This is a genomic window from Methanobacterium sp. CWC-01 (genome assembly GCF_030323845.1).
GTDB classification, from domain to species: Archaea; Methanobacteriota; Methanobacteria; order Methanobacteriales; family Methanobacteriaceae; genus Methanobacterium; species Methanobacterium aridiramus.
The window spans coordinates 171,070-196,352 of the sequence record NZ_CP040735.1 but is presented as its reverse complement, the minus strand read 5'-3'; the positions used below and the strand labels follow the sequence as shown (position 1 = coordinate 196,352).

Genomic DNA, 25,283 nt, shown 5'->3' with positions numbered 1-25,283 from the left:
AGTTTTTAAGATTTCTTTTTTTTCATTTATTAAGACTGCCCTCTTTTTCGGCTTCAGATCCTGAGCTCACAGTACCGGAAGATAATTCTCGAGGCTCTCTTAGCACACTTTCCAGGAACTGTCCAGTGTAGGTCTTACTTTCTACAATCTCTTCGGGGGTGCCCTGGGCCACCACCCGGCCACCATCATCCCCACCTTCCGGTCCCAAGTCTATGATATGGTCTGCAGTTTTTATAACATCCAGGTTGTGTTCTATGACCATGACAGTGTTACCCGCATCCCTGAGTCTTACCAGGACCTGCAGCAGCTTCTTTATATCTGCGAAGTGCAGTCCGGTGGTGGGCTCATCCAGGATGTACAGAGTTCTCCCTGTGCTCTGGCGGCTCAGTTCCTTGGCCAGCTTTACACGTTGAGCTTCCCCTCCCGATAGGGTGGTTGCCGGTTGTCCCAGCTTAATGTAGCCAAGACCCACGTCTTCCAGGGTTTTAAGTTTCTTACTTATACGGGGAATGTTTTTGAAGAAGTCCAGGGCCTCCTCCACCGTCATATCCAGTACCTCGGCAATATTCCGGGCCTTGTAACGGATATCCAGAGTTTCCCGGTTGTATCTTTTTCCCTTACACACCTCACAGGGCACGTAGACATCAGCTAAAAAGTGCATCTCGATTTTGATGATTCCGTCTCCAGTGCAGGCCTCGCAACGGCCACCTTTAACATTAAAACTAAATCTGCCCGGTTTATAGCCTCTCTTTTTTGATTCTGGGGTTTGTGCGAATAATTCCCGGATGTAGGTGAACACTCCGGTGTAGGTGGCCGAGTTGGACCGGGGGGTTCTGCCAATGGGGGACTGGTCGATGATGATGACTTTATCCACATTATCGGCGCCAATGATCTCATCATGCTTACCTGGGTTGGTATATTTATGGTTTAACTGGGCGTAGAGGCCCTTGTAAAACACCTCATTTACCAGGGTGCTCTTACCCGACCCGGAGACTCCGGTGATGCAGGTGAACACTCCCAGGGGAAACTCCACATCAATGTTCTGGAGATTGTGCTCCCGGGCCCCCTTAACAGTGATACTATTCCCATTGGATGATAGTCTCTGGGAGGGGGTGGGAATCGTTTCTGTACCGGATAGATATTTACCAGTCAATGAGTGGGGATGGTCCATAATCTCTTGGGGAGTTCCCACCGCTACCACATGTCCACCATGTTCCCCGGCGCCGGGTCCAATGTCCACCACATGGTCGGCGGATAGCATGGTCTCCTCATCGTGCTCCACCACAATAAGGGTGTTGCCAATATCCCGCAGCTTCTTCAGAGTTTCGATGAGACGGGCATTATCTCTCTGGTGCAGGCCAATACTGGGCTCGTCCAGGATGTACAGCACCCCCACCAGTCCCGACCCGATCTGGGTGGCCAGTCTTATCCGCTGGGCCTCTCCACCAGAAAGGGTCCCGGAGGAACGATCCAGGGTAATATAATCCAGCCCCACATCCACCAGGAAACGGAGGCGTTCGTTTATTTCCTTGAGAATCTCCTGACCTATGAACTTTTCACGCTCCTTAAGTTCCAGGCCCTGGAAGAATGATTTGGTCTCCTTGATGGGCATCTCCACCACTTCGGTGATGGGCTTGTCACCCACCGTCACCGAACGGCTCTCCGGGCGCAGACGGGTGCCGGAACAGGCGGGACACTTCCTGTCACTCATGAAGTGGCCCATGTAGCTGCGCATGTAGTTGGACTTGGTCTCCATGTATATCCTTTCCATCCGACGCACCACACCCTCAAAACGGCGCATAACCCGGTGGGTGCGGTTTTTACGATGGAAGATGAACTCGACTCGATCTTTGGAACCGTACAGGATGATGTTCTGGTATTCCTTCGGCAGGTCCTGGAAGGGGGTGTCCATGCTGAAGCCGTAGTGCTCAGCCACTGCCCGCAGCATCTGGCCGTAGTAGTTGTCCCGGTGTTTGGACTTGCTCCAGGGGAGTATGGCCCCTTCATTCAATGATAAGGCCGGCTCTGGCACCACTAGATCGGCATCGATTTCCAATTTGCTCCCCAGCCCGTTGCACTCAGGACAGGCACCGTGAGGGTTGTTGAAGGAAAACATTCGGGGACTGATCTCTTCAAAGTTAATACCACAGTCGGCGCAGGCAAAGTGTTCACTGTACAGTTTATCATCACCATCGGGGTGAGAGATCATCAACAGGCCCTCCCCCAATTCTAGGGCAGTTTCCACCGAGTCGGCCAGGCGGGTGTGGAAATCCTGGTCGTAACGGATAACCAGCCGGTCCACCACCACTTCGATGGAGTGTTTGAAGTTCTTCTTCAGGGTAATATCATCTTCCAAACTGACCAGCTCACCATCCACCCTTACCCTCACAAATCCCCTTTTGCGGAGGTCATCCAGTATCTTATGGTGTTCACCCTTCCGGTCCTTAACCACCGGTGCCAGTACCTGTATTTTGGTACCCTCCGGTGCCTGCAGGATCTGATCCACTATTTGCCCGGCAGTCTGCTGGGAGATGGTTTTGCCGCACTGGTAACAGTGAGGAACGCCGATACGGGCATATAAAAGTCGGAGGTAATCGTAAATCTCGGTAACTGTTCCCACTGTGGAGCGGGGATTCATCTTAGTAGTTTTCTGGTCAATGGAGATGGCCGGGGACAGGCCTTCGATGTAGTCCACCTCTGGCTTTTTCATCTGACCCAGAAATTGCCGGGCGTAGGCCGAGAGTGATTCCACATAACGGCGCTGGCCCTCAGCGTAGATGGTGTCAAAGGCCAGGGAGGACTTTCCGGAACCGCTGATACCGGTGATCACCACCAGCTGTTCCCGGGGTATATCCACATCGATATTCTGGAGGTTGTGCTCCCGGGCACCCTTAATAACTATGTTATCCTTTTTTTTCATCAGTCTAAAGCTCCTTCCAATGCCAATATTTTATCACGAAGTTTGGCTGCTCTTTCAAAGTCCAGATCAGCAGCGGCATGTTTCATATCATCTTCCAAATCCTTAATCAGGAGTCTCAGTTCATCCCGGGGCATCTTCTTCACATCATCCCGGAGAATAACATCCTTCTTCTGGGTCTTCTCCTTTAAGGATCGTACCGTACTTTTTGGAACAATACCGTGCTTCTGGTTATATTCCATCTGCATCTTCCGCCGCTGGTTGGTGATATCCACTGCCCTCTGCACCGAGTCAGTCACCTTATCGGCGTAGACCAAGACCTGGCCATTAACGTTACGGGCCGCCCGGCCCATGGTCTGTATAAGGGACGGTTCGGAGCGAAGAAATCCCTCCTTATCCGCATCCAGAATACCCACCAATGAGACTTCGGGAAGGTCCAGGCCCTCCCGGAGGAGGTTTACTCCCACCAGACAGTCGAATTCACCACGTCGCAGGTCATCGATGATATCCACCCGCTCCAGGGTGGTGATCTCCGAGTGCAGATAGCGCACCTTCACTCCCATGCGGGCGTAATAATCGGTGAGGTCCTCAGCCATCCTCTTGGTCAGAGTGGTTACCAGAACCCTCTCTCCACGTTCGGCACGTTTTTTTATCTCACCCAAAAGGTGATCCACCTGTCCCTGCACCGGGAACACCAGGACCTCCGGATCCACCAGGCCCGTGGGACGTATGATCTGCTCCACCACCTGCTGACTACGATCCAGTTCAAAGAACGCAGGAGTGGCGGATACGTAGACCACCTGGTTCTGCAGCTTCATAAATTCTTCAAAGTTCAGAGGCCGGTTCTCCAGAGCCGAGGGCAATCGGAATCCATAGTTAACCAGCACCTCCTTCCGGGCCCGGTCCCCGGCGTACATGCCCCGTATCTGGGGGACAGTCACATGGGATTCATCGATGATGGTCAGGTAATCATCCGGGAAGTATCGTAAGAGTGAGTAGGGTGTCTCTCCCCATTTCCGGCCGGACATGTGCATACTGTAGTTTTCAATACCGTTACAGTATCCCATCTCCTGCAACATCTCCAAGTCGAACCGGGTGCGCTGTTCCAGACGTTGAGCCTCCACCAACTTGTTCTGAAGTTTCAACTCCTCCAGGCGCTCCTCCAGTTCAACCTTAATCTTCCGGATGGCACTTTCCAGCTTATCCTGGCTGGTTACAAAGTGTTTAGCCGGGAAGATAGTCACCTTCTCCAGGTTCCGAGTACCTCTGCCCCGTAAATGATCGATAAATGATAATCCGTCCACTTCATCCCCGAATAGTTCGATACGGATGGGGGTTTTACCTTGGGCCGGGAACACTTCAATGGTATCACCCCTTACCCGGAACTTCCCCCGGGAAAAATCCACGTCATTGCGCTCGTACTGCATCTCCACCAGCTTGGACAGGATCTCCTGCCGGTCCATGGTATCTCCCATTTCCAGGCGCAGTATCATGTCCCCATAGTCTTCCGGGGCGCCAATACCATAGATGCAGGACACGCTGGCTACCACTATTACATCATCCCGGGATAGAAGTGACTGGGTGGTGGAGTGACGTAGCATGTCGATTTCTTCGTTGATGGAAGACTCCTTGTCGATGTAGGTGTCGGTGCGAGGCACGTAGGCCTCGGGCTGGTAGTAGTCGTAGTAACTAACGAAGTATTCCACGGCGTTGTTGGGAAAAAACTCCCGGAACTCCTCGTACAGCTGGGCGGCCAGGGTCTTGTTATGGGATATGACCAGGGTAGGCTTCTGAACCTCCTGGATGACGTTGGCCATGGTGAAGGTCTTACCTGAACCAGTAACACCCAGCAGGGTCTGGTCACGGTATCCTTTTTTTATACCATCTGTTAGGGAACTTATAGCCTGGGGTTGATCCCCTAAGGGTTTGTAATCTGATAAAAGTTCAAATTTATCCATATTCCAATCCTCACCGTTGGAAATTTAAGTTAAAAATAAAATCTTATTTTAAACGTTATAAAAATAGTAATACACTATCTTACCCTATTCTAATATATAAAGATCACTACCTACCTATCAGATTGCAACATTTAAAAAAAAATAATCTTAAACTAAAGCGACATATGACCTCTTCTACATCCCTCGATGAAAACCTGCCGGATAGACCCGGTGTTTACTTAATGTACGATTCACAGGACACCATCCTCTATGTGGGTAAGGCCAAGTCCCTTAAAAAGAGGGTTAAATCCTACTTCCGGGGAGAAATTGAGGACCCAAAAACCCGGGCCCTGATGCGGCAGTTCCACCATCTGGAATACCTGGTCACGGACAGTGAAAAGGAAGCCCTGATTTTGGAGTCCAACCTTATAAAGAAGCATCTTCCCCGTTACAACATCCGCCTTAAGGACGATAAACGCTATCCCTATTTGAAGATCACCCGGGAAGACTTTCCCCGACTTCTGGTAACCCGTCGCTATGAGGATGATGGAGCCGATTACTATGGCCCCTACACCGATGTGAAGGCCGTACGTAAAATCATCAAATTCCTGAAACCAGTGTTTCCCCTCCGGGACTGTAAAAGGATGGATGGGCCCTGTCTCAACTACCAGATCAAACTGTGCCCCGCCCCCTGCAGTGGCCAGATAAGTAAAGAGGACTACCAAAAACAGATAGATCAGGTTAAACTATTCCTGGAAGGCCGCTATGATGATATAAAGACCATGATGAAGGAGGAAATGTTGACATCAGCTTCGAAGAAGGAATACGAGAAAGCCGCGGCCTTAAGGGATCAGTTAAATTCCCTGGATGATATCTTGGAAAGACAGAAGATGGAACTTAACCGAAACCTGGATCAGGATGTTATTGCTGCATCTGCCGATTCGGAACTGGCGGTGGTGGTGATTTTCTCCCTCCGGGCCGGTAAAATAATGTCCAAGGAAGACTTTATCATGGAGGGATTGTCCCCAGGCGTGACTGGGGAGGAGGATAGCATCCCGGAGAGTGTTTACTCTGCCTTCCTCAAACAGTACTATTCCGGGCCACGACAGGTACCGGGGGAAATACTAGTCCCCCAGCTAGTGAAAGATGAGAAACTCATTCTGGAATGGTTGGAGGACAAGAAGAATGCTTCTGTGAATCTTAAAATACCCGAAACCGCCCTGGAGCGTAGCATGGTGAGTATGGTGGCTAAAAATGCCAGAATAATCAAGGATCATCAGAAAGAATTCAAAAGCGCACTCCTGGATCTTAAGGGTTACCTGCACATACCCCATCTTCCCCGACACATTGAGGCCTTTGACATATCCAACCTTTCGGGGCAGATGGCCGTGGGGTCCATGGTGGTATTTGAGGATGGTAAACCAAAAAAAAGTGCGTACCGGCGTTTTAAAATCAGGACTCCCGGCCCGGATGATTATGGGATGATGCGGGAACTTCTCGAACGACGCTACCACAAACTAGCCCGGGATGATGAATCAGTAGGGGAGGAAGTCCCGGATCTGATCCTGGTGGATGGTGGTCGGGGGCAGATGAACGTGGCCCTGGAGGTTTTGCGTTCATATGGTATACAAACTGGTGTCATCGGATTGGCCAAGGAATATGAACACGTATTCGTTCCAGAAGTCTCCTCACCCATCATACTACCCCCTGCTTCGCCGGCCATGCACCTGCTGCAGAGGATCCGGGATGAAGCCCATCGATTTGCCATAAGTTACCATAGAAAACTGCGATCCGGGGAGATCGAACACTCTCTTTTGGATGAAATACCAGGAGTGGGTCCTAAAAGAAAGCGGAATCTATTAAAACATTTCGGTAGTTTAGAACAGGTTAAAAAGGCCAGAGTGGATGAGATTGCCCAGGTCAAGGGTATCAGCACCAGTCTCGCCCAGGTGATAAACCAGTTTCTTCAAAAGAATAATCAGAACCTTAAATAGAACTGCCAAGGAAACAGGAACCTTAAATAAAGAAATAAAAAAAAAGGAATTTAGATTGATAATTGCTTTGATAATTCCTTAAAACTTATTTTAAACTCTTCTCAGCACAGCCAGGATCAACTCCACCACCATCTCCACGTCCTTAACGTTAACCACACTGACAGGAGTGTGAATATAACGGGAAGCAGGTGATATTACTCCAGTGGGTATTCCCTCCCGGGTTAGGTGGATGGCGCTGGCATCGGTGGTTCCTCCTTCACTGACCTCTAATTGGTAGGGAATATTCTCCTCCTTGGCTACTTCAATCAGGAGCTCCTTAACCTGGGGATGAGTTATCAAACCCCTTCCACTGGCATCCGTTAGTATTATACAGGGCCCTTTACCAGTTTTGGCCGGTGCTTCTTCCTCTTTAATGCCAGGATGGTCTCCAGCGATGGTCACATCCAGAGCCAGAGCCAGGTCAGGGTTTATCCGGTAGGCTGATGTTCGGGCTCCCTTAAGTCCCACTTCCTCCTGCACAGTACCCACAGCGTAGATGGTGGCATCGCTCCGGACACGTTTCATAACCTCAATGAGAACGGCACAGCCCACCCGGTTATCCAGGGCTTTGCCCTTTACCAGTTCAGTTCCCAGTGCACTGAATTCCTGGCTTATGGTGATTGGATCTCCTACATTCACCTTTTCCTCTGCTTCTTCCCGGTTGGCAGCACCGATATCGATGAACATGTGCTCGTATTCCAGCACCTTCTTCTTCTCGGCGGCCTTCATTCGGTGGGGAGGTTTAGAGCCAATAACTCCCATAACCTCCCCCTGGGCGGTGTGAATACACACTTCCTGGTTTAACAGCATCTGGTCATTAATCCCTCCAATCTTGGAGAACTTTATAAACCCTTCCTTATCAATGTAGCGGACCATAAGTCCAATTTCATCCATATGAGCCGCCAGCATAACCTTTTTCCCATCCGGTTCTCCCTCTTTTATGGCTATGAGGTTACCCATGTTGTCCACCTGTAAATCATCAACATGGCCTTCCAGTTCCCTGATCATTAGATTGCGGACTTCTTCCTCGAATCCTGAGACGCCAGAGGCGTTGGATAACTTTCCCAGTAAATCTCTCATGATAAAACATCTCCCTTTGTCAAATTGGATATGTACTCCAGTACTATTAATACTAATTATAGGGGGTATTAAAAATTAAAAAAGAATTATAAAAAAGGAATATGGTTCAATTATACTCAGAAGGATTTGACCAGAATTAAAAGACCAATGATAATGAGAATAATTGGTCCAGCCTGTTCCAGAAGAAGTTCATAGGGAATTATTCCCAGGTTAACCCCATACCAGACCAGTCCCACTATAATGAAGATCAGACTGAAAAGCAAGCCATATTTATTTATTTTACTCTTTTTTTTGGGTTTACGGGTAAATTCAGCCTGTTGCACATTTTCTTCTTCGTTCATATGTAATCTCCTATGTCACTATTACCAGGTAACTATGACGTGAGGTGTTGAAGGTTAAATTTTGGATAGGTACACCGTTTCCAGCCACAGAAAATCCCTGATCTTCCAGTGAAGATTTGGAACCCTGGAGTATGGTGGCTTTCTGTTCGAGATTTAATGATGGATCAGAGAGATTTATGGTGATGATGATATCGTTACCGCTGGTCATGTTGACCCCGTTGACCCTTACCGGCTGTATGGTACGATTCAGGATGGACAGTTCCGTTACCGCACTGGTTGCACCCTGCCGCACCGAGCTAGCCACGCTGTTCTGTTCATTTTGTTCACCAGCGTAGCTTGCTACCAGTAGTATCACTACGATTAAAAAACCCAGCATCAGAATGTATTCCGCTGAAATCTGTCCTCTATCATTCATGTGGATCAATTTTTTTTATTTTAATTATGATTCCTCTTTCTATTAAAATTATGGTGAGTTCACACCACCCTTAGTAATAAATTTTAGATATTGGGTAATAAGATTATTGTCTTCAGAGACATATATGTCCTTCTACAAGCAAACATATATATCCTCCTTTATGTATATAAGATATACTATAGTAAATCATAACGTAAGGAGATTGTAATATTGGGCCTACTCGATCGGGATTCACGTGGTTATGCTTTATCACTTGACCTTTTACTAGCTTTAATACCACTTACTATTTTATTAGGAGTAGTCGCGGCTGATATGGATAACATGTACTATCAGATGGAGGACACAGTCTTCAGAGGGTCTACCGAGAGAGTAGCTGCTGATACCCTGGACACCCTACTGGAAACTTCTGGTGATCCCTACAACTGGGAACAGTCCAATACTACTCCACCGGTAGCAGGTTTGGCAAGATATGATCTAACCAAACAGATGCCCATACAAAATGTGCTGTCGCCCTACAAGGTAGGTGCGGTGAAATCACCGTATATACAGAACTTGCTAGGAAGCGAATACGGTTATTTCTTTTCCATGTCTTACTTGGAGACAGGCACTAATGTTAAAAACATAAGTAGCACCCCTACTATTACTTCTGCTGATAGTATCACTGCCGAAGACGTGGTGCGCATAGAACGAACTGTTCTTTACTCTGAATTTGAAATTGTGTCTGAGGGAATTAATATAAGGGCCACTGGTAAGTCTAATCCGGTAAGTAGCCCTCCAAATGTTTTTATGACTAATGTAGCTTATAATGAAGCCTTTGATTATTGGATCTACCTGGAAAGTGTGGGTCCCACCACGGTGACATCCGGATGGGTGACGATCAATGGTTATGATGTAGTTTACCCCACTGATTTCCGCAGTGGGACGGTTCTGGTGGTCAAACAGATCCCTATTGTAGACGATAAGGGAAACACGATTTTGAAAAATGAGTCAAATTTGCTACCCAACTCGGTGGTATTGATGATAGAGGGTAGTCCCACTGATAAAATGAATGTATACATTATACAAGTGCCTAAAGGAACTCCAGAGTCTGCAGTTAATCCAGAAGGAGGCAATAGACAGCCTTGCAGAGTGGAATTTTTCGTATGGTTAAGGTGATTTGAATGGATGACAGGGGTTTTATATTCACAATGGATGCAACACTGGCTCTGGTTATATTGATCGTATTCACCGCATCCATAGCCACTTATTACATGTTACCCACTTACATGGGCTCCGAACACCAGCACCTGGAAGTTTTGGCCGAGGATGCCCTGGAAGCCATGCAGAATGATGGAACCCTCTACGCTGCGGCAGTGAAATATGCGGAAGGTGATACCGCTGGTGCTGAGTTTGTGATAGAAGATTCTATGAATAATTTAGTACCATCAGATGTGGCTTACAAACTTACTATAGGGACTAATCCATCATTAACTGATAATAAGGGTATTTTAACTACCAATGATATTACTACCAGGGTGAAAGTCATATCTGGCCCCCGTGAAGGTTGGATGGGCCGGGCCTGGTACAAGCTGGAAGAGGCAACACTTGAGGACCAGACGGTTAACGTGACCACCACCATGTGGAACTTCCACAACTGGCTGACTAACTTTGAGCCTTGGAGTTCATACCAGCTCTATGGGCGTAACTATTGGGGTAGTCAGCAAAATATTAACCAACCTGTTTCCATATCCTATTCTATACCTCCAGGATCCACTCTTTATGGAGCACAGTACCTGGTAGGTGCTGACAATAGGTCAGGAGGCCTTCCTTTTGGATCTAATCTTTCTCTGGGAGGATCTCACATAGCTTCCCCGAATCAATACACATTTTTAAACGTTCGGCCGGGAAGCAATGAAAGAATGTACAATTATCGCGGGAATATTACTGCTGCTGAATTACAATCGGGTAGTTTCTATCTTCAATTTTTAAATATTACCTCTGCAGGTTATAATCCACCCAGATATGATATGCCTTGGTTTGCCTTAATTGGAAATTATTCCACGACTATACAAGTACCAAGTGGAGTTATGCCTCCTTTAAATTTCACATTCCCTGATACAGCAGGCCTGGCATTTCCAAGTGCCCAAGATTTGGATGGTGATGGTATAGCTAACGAATACGGTCGCCAGTACGATTTGAATACAGGCACTGTGACCAGTATTTACGATAGGAGGGTAATGTCTTGGAGTGCCTTTGAAGCAAACCATAACGTTCTTGATAATTATGATGATGGTGTGCCATTTGCTATTGCTGACGACACATATGATGATACTAGAAGTATAAGCGATCCAGCTTCCGCGGTAAGTGTGGTTACTGATATTAACATACCAGACGATGCAAATGTTAAGTTATTAGATTCTTATTTAGTTTTAAATACCTACGGGGCAGTGGATAATGCAATGATTGAGGTTTGGAATGGTACTCAGTGGGTTACTGCGTTCTGTTCATTCGACTTTGAAGGAAAGGATTACACTGCTGTAAGTGATGGATACGGTAACATTCCGGGAATTATTTTCCTTGGAAGTTCATCTTCCAACCCTGCCACCACTAATCTGCTCAAAAAGGGGAACAATAAAGTTCGCATCACTATTTGGGATTTAGCGCCTGGAAACGACTATGACTTAGTGGGGCTGGTTAACTGTTACGCAAGAGTCACATACACCAGATTGCCCATCGACTGGCGTACATTCCAATTTAGCAATTATCAGGATAGTGATAATAGTTACACTACTGGCGATTATGCTAGAACATTTACAATTGCAGAAGGAGCTAAAAAAGCTTATCTTTTCGTGGGAACAGGAACTGATACTAGACACTTAAGGGTGCAGATTACTACTGGAACTTCTACTACTTGGCGAACCCTGTATGACAGTAACAGTGTACCATTCGTAGTCGATCTAGGTTATGAGGATGCTAGTCGTGGTTATCATATCCTAACCAGTGGCCCTGCCAATAATTACACACTAAAAACTGGAAATAATTACCGCATTAGGGTTACCGTCACAGGGCCAAGTAATTATTGGGAGTCCGGTGATTGGAATGGTAATGCTGAGATCTTCTCTGGAACTAGAGTTGCCATTTTGTATCCTGAATTTTTAGCTAACGTATGGACTGCATCATATGCCAATGACGCTCAGACTGCAAAAGACAATGCTAGACAAGAATTGGTGGATGAACTGGCCAAAAGTGGAATTATATTAGATCCAAATGACCCAAAAATTCAAACCGAGGCATTATTCACAGGTAACCTGCCCAATGCCATGCCGGTGAGAATAGATCTATGGAGAGGATAGGAGGAAAAGAAAAATGGACGAAAAAGGATATGTTTTCTCTCCCATGTCATTTCTGCTGATTGTGCCGGTGATCATCATAGCAGTGGCCTACGGAAATATCTTAAACGAGATTAACATAGTTTCGGATATTACCATAGGGGGTGACGTTAGCTACACGACCGCTGCAAACATCATCCAAACCATGGAAAAGTCCGGTGCCGATGCGGGTAGAAACAGTGCCTATAATGCTACCCGTAAAGTCATTGACGACAATAAATTTTTCGCAAAAAGTGCCAATGGGGCGAATAGTAAAGAATATATTCGTAATCTCACTGTAGCATCACTTAACTTACAGATAATCACTCTATGTCAAAACTTGGAGGCTGAAACTGGGCGAGAGATCTCCATAAACAATATTCCCATTAATAATTACACCAACGTTACGTTTGATAACAACAATGTAACCATAACCCAAGCTGATCCTTTTGGATTTTACGTAAACATTAAGGGAGGTATACCAATACGTGTAGCTCAAAAGGACCGGGATGTCGTTTTCTACACACCGCCTATATCCTCTTATGTTTCAATCCAGGGACTGGAAGATCCTTACGTGTGGATAAACACTAAATACCGAACCAGTAATACTATCTACAGCTATCCCTACTATACTTCCAATGGATTAGCAGCTTCTATACCACCTTCCTATGGACATTCCTACAGCTTTGATATTGCTGTGGACAAGCAAGAAGACCGCCTATATGAACTGTGGTACTGCTGGAACGGTACCGATAACCCCAGTAACATCACTCCCCGTTGTTACTACTTCAACGATCCCTATGGACTCTCCTTCTTTGACCGCCTAGAGAACAACACCAACAGTTCCACATCAGATCCTAAAGTGAAAATGAGTACCTTCATCCTTGGAGACCCTCTTAATGAGAATCATGGTGGTAATATTGAGGTGTCTCGCTTGGATCATGAGTATTTTAAGACACCTTTAGTGATCGGATCGGAAATTAAAATAGGCAATGCAGACATTGCCGATCCACTGGGAGTAACATTCTACCTTTCCGACTTCTACATGACTTTCTTCGATTTAAGTAAGAGTTATGGTAATTAAAGTGTGATAAAATGGCCCTAGATCAAAAAGGATTAGCAAGTGCCGAATTACTGTTTATTACCCTAGTGGCACTGGTAATCTTCGGGGGAATGGTTAGCTTAGTAAGCAGTGGGATGGAAAAAACTGAAACGGCTAGCTTAGCTGAAGCCCGCATAGTAGGCGAAAAAATAGCCAACAACATAAACAGTGTGCATATCAATGGCAATGGATATTCCTCTAACATGACTATTCCCGCTGATCCTGATATCACCGCTACGGTTAACAACAGTACCGGCTATCTGACTGTGGTTTATCAGGGTAAAAACATAGACATTAAACTGATCCCATCAAAGATAGATTCCAAGACCATGACCAGTGGCCATAAATACCGGGTATACAACCAGAATGGCGCCGTAAAATTTGAGGATGTATAAGCACCAGCCCCACTGACATGGAATATTTTTTATACTAAAAGTTTCAATTCTTAAAGAGAACTATTATACTTCGTTGAGGGACTAGAACATGGATCTGGGAGATGGTTGGGAAAAAAAGGCACTCATCGTAGTTGCAGTGGTGGTGGTGCTTCTTCTGATTTATGTATTCAACCCCATTACACCCCAGCCGGATGCCGAATTTAACAACACCTCCTTATCAACGCCCAGTATAATAAACATGCCCTATGATCAATCCACTGGAAATACCACTAACCCCGCCAATGGCACCAGTAACGTCACTGTCCAGCTCACAGCAGAGCAGGCAAAAAATATTGCCATTCAGGCTAGACCGGGTTACACGGCCGGAGATCCAGTACAAGAAACCATTGTAATTGATGGAATTACCATAGCAGTCTGGAAAGTTCCTCTTTCCAAGCTTGGTTCTACTTCTAAGACTCTCTACATTGACCTAACCTCAGGTAGAATAGTCAAAGAGACCTAGCGAAATTATATTATTACTCTGAGATCAATGCAACTAGTGGAGATTAGACCATGGGAACCCTCGCCGTCATCATAATGATCATTCTGTTTTTCCTTCTTTTGGCCTTCGTATTTTCCACTGCCCTTTTAACCCCACTAATCGGTAAAAAAAATCTCTTATTTGTGGTAGCCCTGGGCTTTGTGGTGGGTATTATCGGAGGGGCCTTCTTCATATCTCCTGTTTTCAACGACATACCAGGCATGGTTCGTAGTTTCCAACAGTCAACCAGTGACAGCCCCGAAATAATTGAGGCCAATATATCTACAGATGTGGACGTAAACAAAGTCATTGCTGACATAAAGAGTTTGGAAGGTGTTCAGGGGGTTGAAACTGTAGGCATAACCTTAAAAACTAGTCCGATACCCTCAAATTGGGTGCGTGATCTGGAATCTCGTGCATCTACTTCGAATCCCAACATCACTGCCTTGAAGGTGGAGGCCAATGACACCATCCAGGTAAGTACCACCCCGGGAGCAGACCCCCCCTCAACTATACAAAATCTGAAGGACTGGATAATGTTGGTGAGTGGAATAGATGTAACCTACAGCATTGTGAAGGTTCAGGTAACTGTGGATCCCTCACAGGTCGATATAGTGGCGGAGAAAATGCCCCAACTACAGGCGGTGGTTATTGATGTTAAGGGGCCCCTAGAGGATGATGTAGCGTGGATCCAAGAGGTATTGCCTAGCCAGTCCAACTTAATACTCTTCTGCGGATTTTTGGGGGTTTTAGTTGGTCTAGCCGGAGTATTCATTGACACCATTCTGCAAAGCTGGCAGGGCTTCCGGAATAAAGTTAAGAAAGAGTAGGAAATCGTATGAAGGCAGCTGTTCTATTTTCTGGTGGTAAAGACAGTACCCTTGCCGTTTATAAGGCCCAGGAGATGGGTTGGGAAGTTAAATATCTGGTATCCATCCATTCTAGGAACCCCCATTCATACATGTTCCATGTGCCCAACATACACCTTGATAGCATACTATCAGAAGCTTTGGATATACCACTACTTAGTATTGATACCCCTGGAAATAAGGAGGAAGAATTAAAGGATCTGCAGCGAGTCCTACAGGACCTCAAAGACAATGGCATAGAGGCTATATTCTCCGGTGCATTATCCTCCACTTATCAAAAGTCACGTATAGATGGCATTTGTCAGGAACTAGGCCTGGACTCGGTGGCACCGCACTGGCAACGGGATCCTAAAGAATATATGGAAGAGATCATCAAGCTGGGATTCCAGGTAATTATAACTGCAGTGGCTGCTGAAGGTTTGGACGAAACTTGGCTGGGTCGTGAAATCAACCATAAAACCCTGGATGAACTCCAAGTCCTGCATGAAAAATACGGCATACACCTGGCCTTCGAGGGTGGAGAAGCTGAAACTCTCACCTTGGATGGTCCGATTTTCAAGAAAAAGGTTATAATTCAGGAATCTGAAAAGATCTGGCAGGTGGATAGTGGCCAATTAATCGTCAAAAGAGCCACATTGGAAGATAAATAGAGTTTCATTTATGGAAATCAAATTAATAATCTGATCAATCTTCTTCTTTCTCACACAGCCAGTCAATGACTTCATCAATATCTTCGGCCATGATAGTAACATCTATTTCCCCCAGTGAGGAAAGTTCATTCTCCACCAGATTCACTTTACCCACATAGGCCGCCTGTTTACTTAGTTTAAAGTTTATCTCCCCGGGAGATCTTCCTTTAAGTAGTATTTTCCGGGCAGTGTCTCGAATGCGACCTTTCTCCAGATGCTCTTTTAAGGGCAGAAGACAAGAAACTTCCCCAGATATTTCCACATAACCCTCACCCAACTCCAGCTCATCATATCCAAAAACGTTTGATAAGGATTGAATAACCTTTTGAAGGTCCTCTGTTGGATTAACACGACTTCTAGCCCTGACTTTGCAGTTCATTTTTAAGCATACTCCTTACCAGTTTTTTTATTTTTCCTTTGGATCCTTCGTTGACTATCATATAGTCTGCCATGGCTATAACATCACCAATCCCAAATTTAAGTTCTCGCTGGTCTCTTGAAATAAACTCATCCTGATCCGAGGAGTCATCGGACCTTTTTCTTCTTTTTAACCGTTTAAATCGAGTTTTTGGCTTAGAATGAACTGCTATAACTCTGAAACCATGGAAATTATTCTGGAATATCCTCACTTCAAAGGGGCTGCGAATGCCTTCAATGAGATAAGAGACATCATTATCTAAGGAATCTTTTATAATCTCCACACAACGCTGGGCCACTATAAATTCCCCATACTCCTGACGTAACTCCACCGCCACTAAACCTGGAGATTCATTCCTCTTTTGGGCCTCTTCACGTATTACATCTCCCATGCGCACCACTCGCATTCCTAGATCAGTAGCCACCCTAGAAATAACACTCTTACCCGAACCAGGCATTCCTGTTACTCCTAGGACCTTCAAGGTTTCACATCCGCATGGTAACTTCCTAAAATGGCTTTAAGGGAATCGTTAAGATTTACTTGGTTGTTAAAATTCCTCACCATCTCTTCTAGTTTGTACTGTTCCTCTCCTTTAAGTTTTTCCACTTCCTGTATCAGGAGTGGTAAGGCTCGCACCAAGTTGTCCACGATGGTTATGGAAGAACTACGAGCTGTTCGGGACAGCGGATTCAGATCTATTGTTATTACTACCTTGTTGTTGGCAATTAAGGCCTGAGCACGGTCACCATCTTCCAGGGGGACTAACACTACATCCGCACTGTAAATCCCTTCGGCACTGACAAAAGAACGAGGCCCCTCCATCCCTTTTAAGTGAAGGTGATCCTCATCATTAGTACCTAAAACTTTTCGGGCGCCACTATTATGGAGCATCCTCCTAATTTTATCCACCCTCTCCGGGGTGCGGTAGAAAAGATTGATTTCCACTTTTGCACCAGATTTATTGGATAGCTCAATCACTTCCCTGGCTGATAGGGCTGCAGTGTTACCATTAACTGATATAACCGGGTTTTGGGCCAATAAGATCTGAGCCGCTGCTACTTCAATCGCCCTTTTAGCTGGAGGAATAGTCTTTTCCCCTAGTAAATAGTCAAATGCTTCTCCCCGGCCGTGGGCGATCATTCCTGATTCAGCCAGAACACCCGCTTTATGGGCTTCTGATATTTTTTTCCTTAAAATCAGGGACTGATAACGAGGATGATTTTTGGGTATTTCCTGCAATTTAAAAAAACTCCTAAAAAAATTTATAAAAAAAATTTGATCATTAAAGTATTAGATCTTTTTCATGACCGCGATGATGCTCACTGGCTTGTTACCACTGCCACTTAAAATTTTATCATCAACCTTGAGCTTAACATCATCACCAATCACGGCCCCGAAATGATTGTCAACGATATAAAGGTCCGGTTTTACGTTGGAGCGAATGTCGTAGTCCACCTTTACATAGGCAGTATTTTCTCCGGATTCCACTACCTTGCCAAATGTAAAATCCCGGGAATATCTAATTCGGAATATTAAAAATACAACTGCTACAGCAACTAAAGCAAATATTAGTATGGAAAGAGATGGGAAAAACTGGAAGGAGAAGGCCATGACGAAGTAGGAGTTGGTGCCAACTAGGACCAGTATTATACCAACCAAAATGTACATCAAGAAAAAGTCACGATAGGCCGGGAAATCGGGACCATACATTAATTTTACCTTCTTGAATAAAACGTAGATAACGTAACCTGCCAATAAAGCCGATATTATAAGGTAAATAATAAATGAGAAAAAGTTGAAAAGGTAGAGCATCGAAACTACAAGATAGCCAGCAGAAACTATTTGGAGTAAAAAAACTGTTCTTTCTTTTTCTTCCGAAGTGAAGGGCATGGAAATTAGAAGGGTGTCATCAGATTCTTTATGAGGAGTATCGGCTCTGGATTTGGTGGTGGTTTTAAGATCACGAGCCATAGATTCGGCCCGTTTTGGAGTTTCTTTTATTTTGGCCTTGATCTCTTCGGTCTTGATCTTTTCTTTAACTTCTTCCCGGTCGATTTTTCTGATCCTTCCCGGTAGATGGAGAAGGGCGAAAATTGAGTCTCCAATAAGAGTGAAAAAATTAATTATTAATTCTCCGAATTTGCTGAAAATACCCATGGGCTGCCTCATTGAAGTTATAGAAGTTCTATTGAAATGTGGTGTTAAGCGGTTCCGTTGATAATGATGGATATTTGTTTGGTGTTCTGCAACCATTCTATCGTTACTTTGTACCAGTGATCATTGGGATCAGTAGGGGCTATGGTATTAATAGTGGTATTGTAATCTGTACTGGCATTTACAAATTTATTGCTGCCATCAGCATAGGTTAAATTTATTCCAATAACCTTAGGATCGATATCATTTATGGCAATAATACTTCCTGGAGACGGAATATAAACATTCAAAGTTCGTTTCGCACCAGGACCATTAGCATATACTAGATTTGCAGCATCTGCAATACTATTCACCGCGTTACTTGCATCAGACGTCTTGGAAACGTCCATAGTTGCACCTACAGACGGTTGATACACGTTAACCAGTAACCATCCCATAACCAGTAAAATAACCACAATAAGTAGAAGATACTCTGCAGATGCCTGTCCCTTACGATCCATGGTACTCACATCAATAATAATTTATCATTAATATCCTTAAGCAATATTATGATCAAAGAACTATATATACATATTAGTATAAAATGTTGAAGAGTAGTTGCTGGATTATAAAGGCCAGATCTCCAATGAAAAGTGATATTATAAGACCTATAAGAATTGAGGGGGCGAAAGGGACTCCTCTTTTCACTCTAACTTCATCTTTAATTTTTCCTTCTTTTCGCAGCTTTTTAAGAAGTTTTATATCATCCTCGGTTAGTCCTGCTGCCAGGGAAGATATTACTAATTTTCCGGGAGGGCGGTTAATCAGGGTAAGATCTTTTTTAGCGAAGGTTTCCTTGATTTTGGAGAAGAAACTTTTCTCATCCCATTGTAGCTCGTCATTTTTCTGATACAGCTTGTGGGCCAGGATCATCCCTTCTTTTAGTTTTTCAACAGGATAATCATCCTGCAGGGCTTCCCGGCTGACACTGGTCAGCAACTTGCGTATTATACCAATTACAATCAGGGTCACAAACAGGGTGCCGATGCCTATGAGGGTAACCTGGAAAAAAGTGTACAATGAGTAAATCACCGCTACTGCAATTACCCCGGCCTCAACATAGTTAGGAAGCTTTGAAATCAGGAAGGATAAGAGATAGATCAGTATTAAATACAGTATCAGGTTAGGGTAATTAATTAACTGCACAATTAAGACTGAGATGGTCACGGCAGCCGTTATTAACAGGGTGGTAACCAGATTTTTCTGCCACTCTTTCAGAGGCGACAGTAATTCACCCACTAGGTGTGGTTTAGTCCTCATTGCAACGAATAATACGTAGATGAGGAGGAAAGGCAGCATGGATAGGATGCTGTTTATGATTACGGTGAGTGGGAACGGATAAGCGGCTACCAGGGGGAATGTATAGTTTAAAACCGGATATGTGATCAGTGCCGGGTAAAAAGGAAGTAAAGCAGCCAGGGCAGTGAACAGTTTTACATCACCACCAGCCCAGGCCCCCATCTTCCAGAACAGGTATCCCAGGCCGAATATGGCCCCGGTTATTATTAGTCCCAGTATCAGGTACCATAGTTCCCCAATAAAAAAGGCATAAAACCCATTTAGGACTATTCCCAGGCCTATAAGGGGAAATGTTAACCGATTAGGAATGATTCCCCGTGTTATGTCGGTGTAACTGGCATAGAAACATGCCAGGATGGCTATAATAGTAGTTAAAAGGGGTATGGGGAGGTACATCTTGGATCGTTATTATAGATATCGTTATTATAGATATAATTCTTTATTTAAGGGGATTCCTTATTTCTAATTGCTGCCTGCAGGAAGGATACAAAAAGTGGATGAGCCCGGTTAGGTCTGGACTTGAACTCGGGATGGAACTGACAACCCAAGAACCAGGGATGGTCTGGTAGTTCCACGATTTCCACCAGGAAGTCATCTGGAGAAGCACCTGAAATCAGAAGGCCCATGCTTTCCAGTTCTTCTCGGTATTCGTTGTTCAGTTCAAAACGATGGCGGTGTCTCTCTTCCACATCGCTAGAACGATATGCACTCTGGGCGTGGGTATTCTGCCGGAGGTTGCAGGGATAGGAACCCAGACGCATGGTACCACCCATGTTTTTTATCTTTTTCTGCTCTTCCATGAGATCTATTACTGGATAGGGTGTTTTTGGGTCAAATTCTGTGCTGTGAGCGTTTTCCATACCATGTAGGCGGGCGAATTCAATTACCATGCACTGCATCCCCAGGCAGATACCAAATAATGGAACATCATGCTCTAGGGAGTAACGCACAGCATCTAGCTTACCCCCCATTCCCCTTTCTCCAAATCCTCCCGGGATCAATAGGGAATCTAAATGGCTGACTTTATCATCATCCAAGCTCTCCTCGGACTGAATATACTCAATATGGACTTTAACCCCCAGATGGGCTGCGGCATGTTTTAAGGACTCTCGAATACTGATGTAGGCATCTTCCAGCTCCACATACTTACCTACAATGCCCACACTCACTATTTTATCATCCTTCTTCAAAGCCCGCACTACGGCCTCCCACTCGGAAAGATCCTGTGGTTTTGCTGTGAGTTTAATACGATCAACCACGTATTCCCCCACCTTTTCCTGATTTAAAACCAGCGGTACTTCGTAAATAGAGCTCATATCCGGGCAGTTAATCACTGCTTCCTGGTCAACGTCACAGAAGTGGGCAATTTTCCTTTTAAGGGCGTCATTAATGGCGAGCTCGGAACGGCAGATGATCATATCTGGATTGATACCCATACTCCGCAGCTCCTTGGTGCTGTGCTGGGTTGGTTTGGTTTTAAACTCTCCAGCCGCACGCAGGTAAGGCACGTAGGTCACGTGGACGAACATTACGTTATCATGGCCCTCCTCATTTCTAAGCTGCCTTAGGGCTTCCAGGAAGGGTTGGCCTTCAATATCCCCTACCGTACCTCCCAGTTCCACCAGCACCACTTGGGAGTTGCTGTCCCGGGCAATCTGACGGATCATAGATTTGATCTGGTCGGTGATGTGGGGGATGATCTGCACACAGGACCCCAGATAATCTCCTTTCCTCTCCCTTTTGATGACTGCATCATAAACTTTGCCGGTGGTAATGTTGGATTCCCCCAAGAGATCAACATCCAGGAAACGTTCATAGTGACCCAGATCCAGATCAGTTTCCATTCCATCACAGGTCACGAAAACCTCACCGTGCTGATAGGGGCTCATGGTCCCCGAATCCCAGTTCAGGTAAGGGTCAATCTTTATGGCAGTAACACTAAGGCCATAAGATCTTAAAATCCTCCCAATAGAAGCTGCTGTTATTCCTTTTCCAATGGAACTTACCACACCACCAGTAACCACTATATATTTATACAGATGAATCATCTCCTCAAAAGGATTAAATAAGTTAGCATATAAACGATGTAAATTGTGCATTGACCTAAAATTACACATCTTACTCTTTGGTCATCTATATTAAAATAGATAGTTTAAGGAGGGAGATGATCCATTACCACCATTATTTCAGGGGAGAGTAAAGCTTCAGCACCCGGCGATGGGCAGAATATTCCAGCCCGTCATCCAGTAACTGAAGTTCTTTTAAGCCATATTTTCTATTTAAGGCCTTTAGAATAAGATGATCAGCCAGATGGGGATTTTTGGGTAGAAGAGGCCCGTGCAGGTAGGTGCCGATGCAGTTTTTATATACCATGCCCTCTTTCTGATCCTTGCCATTGTTACCATGCCCCGCCACCACCATTCCCAGTGGGTTAAGATCATGGTACGTGCGTCCGCCGTGGTTTTCGAAACCCACCAGGGTCTCTGGTTCCAAACCCAGGACGTTTCTGGTGACAATGTTCCCTATCAAGCGTCCTTCTTCACTGACGGTTTCGTAGTCAAATATCTCCAGTCCGGGAACATCATTTCCCTCTGCATCAATGTATTTCGCTCCTAAAAATTGGTACCCTCCACAAATGGATAAAAAAACCGCGTCATCTTCAATTAGGTCTTCCATTGTCTTCCGGTATCCCAGCAGGTGGGAGTACACCAGGTTCTGGCCCCGGTCGGATCCACCGCCAATGAAGAAGATATCTCCTTCCTCCAGGTCCACTTCCTGATCCTTGCTGAAGGGGATTATATTAGCCTTAATTCCCCTCCACTCACATCTCTGGCGCAGACAGGTAACGTTGCCCAGATCCCCATAGAGGTTCAGCAAGTCGGGGTACATGTGAAATATTTTAAGATTCATAGACACGTCCATATGATCGAATTTTTTTTCCGGTGATTTAGGTGTTATAATTAAATTTCAATTCCTTTTTTACCTTTTTAATTTAAGATTCTTGAGAGATTCCCGCAGGTAAGACATGAATTTACTGGAACCTCCCATGCGGGCTATTAACAGTTCTCTTATATGGAAAACCGCAGTGTAGGTTGGTAATATGTAAACGATTTCTACATCTTCATTTAAAACTTTTTCCAGGGCACTGTCCATCCCATAATCCACCTTAAGAGTAGCGGGGGGTTGGTCAGCATACTTCAATCGAAGGGCCATGTCTTCGGCTCTCCGGCCGGAAAAGTAAATCCTTTCCAGGTTTTTCACCTGTAATATGTTCTCCACCTGGGCATCCCATATCCAGGAGATATCGGTGCCATCAGCCGGGTTATCATTCAGAACCATGAGCAGGGATTTAACTTTTTCATCCAGGGATAAGCTTCTTAGAACCTCCCCCAGTCCAATGGGATTTTTAACCAGAACCACTTTAACAAGTTTATCTGGAAACTGGAAGCTTTCCATTCGCCCCAGATAGTACTCGAATCCACCAATACTCTCTATGACTTTCTCACCTTCCAGGCCCATTTCCAGGGCAGCAGCTAGGGCGGCGCAGCAGTTGTAAGTGTTGAAGATACCGTCATAAGAAAAATCAAGATCCATGGATTTAACATTCTCTGTTTTGAAACTCAGATGATATCCGGGGTCAGCGTATTCCACCCGGGTTATCTCATATTTTCGGTGAGGATTTGTAAAGCCGCACTGGTTGCAGTAATAGCTACCTAACTGACCGTAGTTGAAGTAATCATATTCCAGTCGGGAAGCACAAGATGGACAAAAACGACTTTCTATCACTCCTTCCTCCTGGTTGCTGAACTGATTTTTACCCACCCCATAAAAGATGTTCCTTTTTTTTAGATTTTTAAAGTTGGAAACCAGTGGATCGTCGGCATTGAGTATTAGCGTAGTGTCTAAAGGTTCCAGTGCATCAGATATATCCTGGAATGCCTTCTCAATCTCACCGTATCGGTCCAGCTGATCCCGGAAGAAATTGGTAACCACCACGTAATCCGGTTTAACCCCTTTAACCACTTCCTGGAAGGAGCCTTCATCCACCTCAAACACCCCCCAATCATACTCACCATCCAGATCATTTAAAAAGGAGCTGACCAATCCCTGGGGCATGTTAGCCCCTCGCAGGTTGGATAAAACCCGGAGTCCCTGGCTACTAATTATATGGGATAGAAGGTTGGTGGTGGTGGTTTTGCCATTGGTGCCAGTAACCAGTATCTTCTTCTGGCAGCGCTGGTTAACAACCTGGAGGATGTGGGGATCAATTTTCATGGCCACTTTACCCGGCATGGCACTGGCCTCACCTTTTAAGACCTTTTTTAAAATGAAAGAAGTTGTTTTTCCAGCCAAAACTGCCATGTGATATCTTAGGGAATTACCCACGATCTTCCCACCTCTTGGTGATATAAATTGAATGATACCTCTTAGGATAAGTTGGTGATATTAATTGTGTTATGTGAATTAGTATTCCAGAAAGTTCTTTAAAAATAGATAGCCTTCCAGAAGTCCCTGCGAACCTTTTTCCACCGAAAATTCGTGGTAGGAGTCCACCTCATCCTTCAAGCCACCGGATTTGAACATGGCGTAGGGTACTGGTTCTGGGGTGTGGGTCTGTACCGAAAGGGGAGTAAAGTGGTCCGGGAGAATGGCCATGGCAAAATCATGGTGTTGGGGAAGTTCCTTCCATAACTTGCCCAGTATGCGTTTGTCAATTCTTTCAATGGCCCTGATTTTTTCCTCCAGATCACCAGCGTGACCCGCCTCATCCGGGGCTTCTACATGTATGAACACCAAATCATGTTCCTCCAGGGCATCCAGGGCATAGTTTGCCTTACCACAGTAATCTGTGTCATAATAACCGGTTGCTCCGGGCACCTTAATGTTGGTGAGGCCCAGATAAACGCCAAGACCTTTTATAAGATCCACACCGGTAATGGTGGCCCCTTTAAGACCATATTTTTCTTTAAATGATGGCATTTGGGGTTTGAGTCCCTGGCCCCACAACCAGATCATGTTGGCGGTTTTTTGACCCTCCCTGGATCTTTTCTGATTCACCGGATGATTTTCCAGTTTAGCATGGGACTGATCCATGAGTTGATTCAATTCTCGAGCCAGCTTATCATCTTCTGGCTTTAGCAGATGCTGAGAGAGCGGTTCTCCCACCACATCATGGGGGGGAATGGATTGTAAATCTGCAGCCTCTTTTTTGGGAGAAACGAAGAGGTGTCGGTAACTGGTACCCAGATAGAACTTCCCGTACTGGTGGAAGGACTGATTAAGGTATTCTATGATCTCCGAGGCTTCGGCAGTGCTGATATGCCCGGCATTGAAATCGGATAGAAGCCCTTCTTCGGTGTTTATCAGGTTACATCTGAATGCCACTTCTTCCCTACTAAGTTCGGCTCCCATACTGGCGGCTTCCAGAGGTCCCCTGCCGGTGTAGTATTCATGGGGGTCGTAACCCATGATGGAAAGGTTGGCTACATCCGAACCGGCTTCCATGCCTTCAGGGACGGTTTTAAGCAGACCGCAAGCGCCTTTTCTGGCAATTCTGTCCATGTTGGGGGTTTCTGCCTTCTGTAGGGGTGTTTTGCCCTCCAGTTCTTCCTGGGGATAATCGGCCATACCATCCCCTATAACCACTACGTATTTCATGAAATCGCATCTTCAATTGATAGTTAGATTTGATAATTGATTTTATTTAAAAAGATTTTATAAAGTCTAT

Annotated in this window: 23 protein-coding genes; 8 read left to right on the top strand and 15 right to left on the bottom strand. The window is 45.3% G+C overall.

From position 1 onward, the window contains the following. Positions 1-22 precede the first annotated feature (22 nt). The gene (gene uvrA, locus FGU46_RS00955; RefSeq protein ID WP_286475605.1) at positions 23-2,920 is read right to left on the bottom strand and encodes an excinuclease ABC subunit UvrA; all 2,898 of its coding nucleotides are present in this window, start codon (positions 2,918-2,920) and stop codon (positions 23-25) included. After that, positions 2,920-4,875, bottom strand: coding sequence for an excinuclease ABC subunit UvrB (uvrB, locus tag FGU46_RS00950; RefSeq protein ID WP_286475603.1), 1,956 nt, complete (start codon positions 4,873-4,875; stop codon positions 2,920-2,922). Before uvrB ends, uvrA begins: the two co-directional genes overlap by 1 nt. 164 nt (positions 4,876-5,039) lie before the next feature. On the opposite strand from uvrB, the gene uvrC reads away from it, so the two are divergent. Beyond that, positions 5,040-6,848, top strand: a complete 1,809-nt coding sequence (gene uvrC / locus FGU46_RS00945) for an excinuclease ABC subunit UvrC (RefSeq protein ID WP_286475601.1) — start codon at positions 5,040-5,042, stop codon at positions 6,846-6,848. Positions 6,849-6,938: 90 nt separating this feature from the next. Here the strand turns inward: uvrC and FGU46_RS00940 are convergent, their stop codons facing one another. From FGU46_RS00940 to FGU46_RS00930, 3 genes are all read right to left on the bottom strand, one after another. After that, positions 6,939-7,967, bottom strand: a complete 1,029-nt coding sequence (locus FGU46_RS00940; RefSeq protein ID WP_286475600.1) for a M42 family metallopeptidase — start codon at positions 7,965-7,967, stop codon at positions 6,939-6,941. Positions 7,968-8,083: 116 nt separating this feature from the next. Then, positions 8,084-8,308: a hypothetical protein gene (locus FGU46_RS00935; protein ID WP_286475598.1), complete on the bottom strand. Its 225-nt coding sequence runs from the start codon at positions 8,306-8,308 to the stop codon at positions 8,084-8,086. Between the two features lie 10 nt (positions 8,309-8,318). Beyond that, the gene (locus FGU46_RS00930; protein ID WP_286475596.1) at positions 8,319-8,723 is read right to left on the bottom strand and encodes a class III signal peptide-containing protein; all 405 of its coding nucleotides are present in this window, start codon (positions 8,721-8,723) and stop codon (positions 8,319-8,321) included. 210 nt (positions 8,724-8,933) lie between these two features. On the opposite strand from FGU46_RS00930, the gene FGU46_RS00925 reads away from it, so the two are divergent. From FGU46_RS00925 to FGU46_RS00895, 7 genes are all read left to right on the top strand, one after another. Next, positions 8,934-9,878, top strand: a complete 945-nt coding sequence (locus FGU46_RS00925; RefSeq protein ID WP_286475595.1) for a hypothetical protein — start codon at positions 8,934-8,936, stop codon at positions 9,876-9,878. 5 nt (positions 9,879-9,883) lie between these two features. Beyond that, complete coding sequence (locus tag FGU46_RS00920; protein WP_286475593.1) at positions 9,884-12,055, top strand: hypothetical protein; 2,172 nt, start codon at positions 9,884-9,886, stop codon at positions 12,053-12,055. 13 nt (positions 12,056-12,068) lie between these two features. Continuing rightward, on the top strand, positions 12,069-13,154 hold the full coding sequence (locus FGU46_RS00915; protein WP_286475591.1) for a hypothetical protein: 1,086 nt from the start codon (positions 12,069-12,071) through the stop codon (positions 13,152-13,154). Between the two features lie 11 nt (positions 13,155-13,165). Continuing rightward, positions 13,166-13,567, top strand: coding sequence for a hypothetical protein (locus tag FGU46_RS00910; RefSeq protein ID WP_286475589.1), 402 nt, complete (start codon positions 13,166-13,168; stop codon positions 13,565-13,567). Between the two features lie 88 nt (positions 13,568-13,655). Next, entirely contained in the window at positions 13,656-14,069 is a 414-nt protein-coding gene (locus FGU46_RS00905; RefSeq protein WP_286475585.1) for a peptidase, read from the top strand. 50 nt (positions 14,070-14,119) lie between these two features. Further along, positions 14,120-14,917: a hypothetical protein gene (locus FGU46_RS00900; protein WP_286475583.1), complete on the top strand. Its 798-nt coding sequence runs from the start codon at positions 14,120-14,122 to the stop codon at positions 14,915-14,917. A gap of 8 nt (positions 14,918-14,925) precedes the next feature. Continuing rightward, a complete protein-coding gene (locus tag FGU46_RS00895) occupies positions 14,926-15,606 on the top strand; it encodes a diphthine--ammonia ligase (protein WP_286475581.1) in 681 nt (226 codons plus the stop codon). A 34-nt stretch (positions 15,607-15,640) separates the two neighbouring features. Here FGU46_RS00895 and FGU46_RS00890 read toward each other — a convergent pair whose 3' ends face one another. From FGU46_RS00890 to FGU46_RS00845, 10 genes are all read right to left on the bottom strand, one after another. Continuing rightward, on the bottom strand, positions 15,641-16,024 hold the full coding sequence (locus FGU46_RS00890) for an RNA-binding domain-containing protein (RefSeq protein WP_286475579.1): 384 nt from the start codon (positions 16,022-16,024) through the stop codon (positions 15,641-15,643). Then, positions 16,002-16,544 (bottom strand): AAA family ATPase, encoded by a 543-nt coding sequence (locus tag FGU46_RS00885; protein WP_286475575.1) that lies wholly within the window; start codon positions 16,542-16,544, stop codon positions 16,002-16,004. Before FGU46_RS00885 ends, FGU46_RS00890 begins: the two co-directional genes overlap by 23 nt. Then, entirely contained in the window at positions 16,541-17,302 is a 762-nt protein-coding gene (locus tag FGU46_RS00880; RefSeq protein ID WP_286475573.1) for a 4-phosphopantoate--beta-alanine ligase, read from the bottom strand. Before FGU46_RS00880 ends, FGU46_RS00885 begins: the two co-directional genes overlap by 4 nt. Before the next feature lie 51 nt (positions 17,303-17,353). Further along, entirely contained in the window at positions 17,354-18,232 is an 879-nt protein-coding gene (locus tag FGU46_RS00875; protein ID WP_286475571.1) for a DUF2101 family protein, read from the bottom strand. Positions 18,233-18,264: 32 nt separating this feature from the next. Beyond that, on the bottom strand, positions 18,265-18,717 hold the full coding sequence (locus FGU46_RS00870) for a hypothetical protein (protein WP_286475570.1): 453 nt from the start codon (positions 18,715-18,717) through the stop codon (positions 18,265-18,267). 73 nt (positions 18,718-18,790) lie between these two features. After that, a complete protein-coding gene (locus tag FGU46_RS00865) occupies positions 18,791-19,951 on the bottom strand; it encodes an A24 family peptidase C-terminal domain-containing protein (RefSeq protein ID WP_286475568.1) in 1,161 nt (386 codons plus the stop codon). A gap of 47 nt (positions 19,952-19,998) precedes the next feature. Further along, positions 19,999-21,603 (bottom strand): glutamine hydrolyzing CTP synthase, encoded by a 1,605-nt coding sequence (gene pyrG, locus FGU46_RS00860; RefSeq protein ID WP_286475567.1) that lies wholly within the window; start codon positions 21,601-21,603, stop codon positions 19,999-20,001. 133 nt (positions 21,604-21,736) lie between these two features. Continuing rightward, a complete protein-coding gene (locus FGU46_RS00855; RefSeq protein ID WP_286475565.1) occupies positions 21,737-22,465 on the bottom strand; it encodes a type 1 glutamine amidotransferase in 729 nt (242 codons plus the stop codon). A 69-nt stretch (positions 22,466-22,534) separates the two neighbouring features. Further along, a complete protein-coding gene (locus FGU46_RS00850) occupies positions 22,535-23,941 on the bottom strand; it encodes a Mur ligase family protein (RefSeq protein ID WP_286475563.1) in 1,407 nt (468 codons plus the stop codon). A gap of 78 nt (positions 23,942-24,019) precedes the next feature. Further along, complete coding sequence (locus FGU46_RS00845; RefSeq protein WP_286475560.1) at positions 24,020-25,213, bottom strand: cofactor-independent phosphoglycerate mutase; 1,194 nt, start codon at positions 25,211-25,213, stop codon at positions 24,020-24,022. Positions 25,214-25,283: the final 70 nt, after the last annotated feature.